Source organism: Marivita sp., from assembly GCF_051859345.1.
Classification (GTDB): domain Bacteria; phylum Pseudomonadota; class Alphaproteobacteria; order Rhodobacterales; family Rhodobacteraceae; genus Marivita.
In genome coordinates, this window is the sequence record NZ_JBHYFV010000083.1 from 1 (window position 1) to 3,347 (window position 3,347).

3 protein-coding genes are annotated in these 3,347 nt (G+C 57.7%); all 3 read left to right on the forward strand.

Annotation, left to right across the window (positions count from 1 at the left end; all coding sequences use genetic code 11):
- Nucleotides 1–191 precede the first annotated feature (191 nt).
- Entirely contained in the window at nt 192–1,766 is a 1,575-nt protein-coding gene (locus ACTIEN_RS21835) for an ABC transporter substrate-binding protein (RefSeq protein WP_439525254.1), read from the forward strand.
- A gap of 109 nt (nt 1,767–1,875) precedes the next feature.
- Entirely contained in the window at nt 1,876–2,856 is a 981-nt protein-coding gene (locus tag ACTIEN_RS21840) for an ABC transporter permease (RefSeq protein WP_439525255.1), read from the forward strand.
- Between the two features lie 2 nt (nt 2,857–2,858).
- The coding region (locus ACTIEN_RS21845) for an ABC transporter permease (protein ID WP_439525256.1) at nt 2,859–3,347 on the forward strand (489 nt) is incomplete at its 3' end.

A 3,347-nucleotide genomic window follows, 5' to 3' on the forward strand; every position in this document is an offset into this window, starting at 1 on the left:
TGATCCTGCGGAAAGACGGCCCAGAGATCCTGTCCTCACTTGAAAGGACGCTTCACGTCACGAGTTGACGCAACGTGCATGGTGGACCAGTCTTGCATGAGACGTCGGGCTTTTGTTTTATCAGACGCACAAAAGTTCGTCCTGCGTTAAAGCAGGCAATAAAAAATCAAACCAACCGGGAGACTATCGAAATGAAAAAGACAATGTTGATGGCAACCGCCATGTCGCTGGTGCTTGGCACTGCGGCCAGCGCCGAAACGCTTAAATGGGCACGAGCGGGGGATGCGCTGACGCTTGACCCGCATGCCCAGAACGAAGGTGTGACAATCGCGGTGATGCACCAGATGATGGAGCCGCTGATCCTGCGCGCGCCCGACGGCAATCTTGCCCCTGCGCTGGCAACCGAATGGTCGGTCAACCCTGAAAATCCAGAAGTCTGGAACTTCAAACTGCGCGAAGGCGTGAAATTCCACGATGGTGCGGATTTCACCGCCGAGGACGTGGTGTTTTCCTTCGAACGGGCGCTCTCCGAGGAAAGCGACATGAAGGGCATCATCTCGTCCGTCGCATCTGTCGAAGCGGTGAACGACTATGAAGTGAACATCATCACGAACGGTCCGAACCCGATCCTTCCCGCCACGCTGCCCAACATCTTTGTCATCGACAAGGGATGGGCCGAGGCGAACAACGTCGTGGATGTGCAGGATGTGGAAGGTGGCGAGGAAACCTATGCCTCGCAGAACGTCAACGGAACCGGCCCTTACAAGCTGGTCAGCCGCGAAAACGACGTCAAGACCGTGATGACGATCAACGAGGAGTACTGGGGCGCGGATGAATTCGCGATGGAGTTCACGGACATCGAATTCACTCCGATCCAGAACCAGGCGACCCGCATGGCTGCGCTTCTCTCGGGTGAGGTGGACTTCATCCAGGACGTGCCGGTGCAGGATCTCGAACGGATCAAGACCACCGACGGCAAGAAGGTGCTGACCGCCCCGCAGAACCGCGTGATCTTTTTCGGTCTGAACGTCAGCGATGAACTGCTGGGCGGAAATGTCGACGGCAAGAACCCCTTGACCGACGTTAAGGTTCGGCAGGCGATGAACATGGCTATCAACCGCGAAGCGATTCAGCAGGTCGTGATGCGTGGCCAATCGCAACCCGCCGGGATGATTGCCCCACCCTTTGTTCAGGGCTGGACAGAAGAGCTGGATTCCTACCCGGAATGGGACGTCGCCGCGGCCAAGGCGCTGATGGAAGAGGCCGGCTATGGCGATGGCTTCTCGATCACTCTGAACTGCCCGAATGATCGTTACATCAATGACGAGGCGATTTGTCAGGCATCGGTCGGGATGCTGGCGCAAATCGGCATTGACGTGAACCTCGAAGCGTTGCCCAAAGCGCAGCACTTCCCGGTGGTGAACGGGTTGGAATCCGATTTCTACATGCTGGGCTGGGGTATCCCGTCCTATGACTCAGAATACATCTTCAACTTCCTGTATCACACCAAGGGCGATCTTTTCGGCACCTGGAACGCCACCCGTTATTCCAATGCCAAGATCGACGAGATGACCCAGGCGATTGCGCAGGAAGTCGATCTTGAAAAGCGCGACGGGATGGTCGCCGAGATGTGGCAGATCGTGAAGGATGACGTGGTTTACCTGCCGATCCACCACCAGGTCCTGAACTGGGCGATGGATGGAAAAGTCGGTGCCGCGATGGATTCCGACGATCAGGTGAAGGTGAAGTACTTCACGGTCGACTGATGCGATCCCGGGGAGGGTACGGTGACGTGCCGTCCCCATCCCTTGACGGACGCAGCGCAGACAGGCACCTGTCTGCGCAACCTGACGACTTTTTCGAAAGCTGAGCCGCATGATTGCCTTCATTCTCAGGCGTGTTTTCCAATCCGTTCTGGTGTTGCTGATCGTGGGGCTGGTGGCCTTCGCGATGTTCAGCTTTGTCGGCGATCCGGTCGAGAACATGCTGGGGCAGGAACGCACTCAGGCAGACGTTGACCGGCTGCGCGAACAGATGGGTCTCGATCAACCCATTGTCGTTCAGTACTGGACGTTCCTTGGCAACGCGTTTCAGGGCAAGTTCGGTCTGTCCTACCGCCAGGGCCGCGAGGTGTCGCAGATCATCGCGGAACGTCTTCCTGCGACCTTGGAACTGGCGTTTGTCTCGGGTGTCTTTGCGATGCTGTTCGGCATCGGGTTCGGGGTCTTCACCGCGATCCGACGCAATGGTATCGGGTCCAACGTCATCATGACGCTGTCCCTTGTCGGTGTTTCGTTACCGACCTTCCTGATCGGCATTCTTCTGATCTGGGTGTTTTCCGTCGAGTTGGACATGCTGCCCAGTTTCGGACGCGGCGATACCGTGGACCTTGGGTGGTGGAGCACGGGGTTCCTGACGGAAAGCGGGCTCAAGGCGCTGATCCTGCCGTCGATCACGCTTGGTCTATACCAGATGACGTTGATCATGCGGCTGGTGCGATCCGAGATGCTCGAGGTGCTGCGGCAGGATTACATCCGCTTTGCCCGGGCGCGGGGATTGCGAGAAAAGTCGGTCAACTTCCGCCATGCGCTCAAGAACACGCTGGTGCCGGTGATCACGGTCACGGGTCTGCAACTCGGATCTATCATCGCTTTCGCGATCATCACCGAAACCGTGTTCCAGTGGCCTGGTGTCGGTCTTTTGTTCATCAACGCGATCCAGTTTGTCGATATCCCGGTGATGGCGGCCTATCTCATGCTGATTTCGGTCATGTTCGTCGGCATCAACCTGATCGTCGATCTGCTCTACTTCGCCATTGATCCGCGTCTGCGGGTCGATGGCACGAAAGGACATTAGGCATGGTCGATACCGTTCCTCCCCCCGCTTCGACGCGCGCGCGGACGTCGCGGTTCGTTGCCGCCTGGCAATCCGATTTTGCGTGGAAATTCAGACACTCGCCAGTTGCGATCTGTTCGTTCATCGTGCTGATGACTTTGGTTTTGGGCGCGGTCTTTGCACCGCTGGTGGCCCCGTACGATCCCTTCGATCCCGGCTCACTCAACCTGATGAACGGGTTCACAGCGCCAATGGAGCCCAACATGTTCAGCGGCGAAGTGTTTTGGCTGGGCACCGACGATCAGGGCCGCGACGTGTTCTCGACCATTCTTTTCGGCATGCGCATCTCACTGTTCGTGGGCTTTGCCGCCGTCCTTTTCGCAATGCTGCTGGGGGTCACTTTGGGCCTGCTGGCGGGCTATCTTGGCGGCTGGACCGAAACCATCATCATGCGCGCGGCCGACGTGCAATTGACCTTTCCCGCGATCCTGGTCGCCATGCTCATTTTCGGG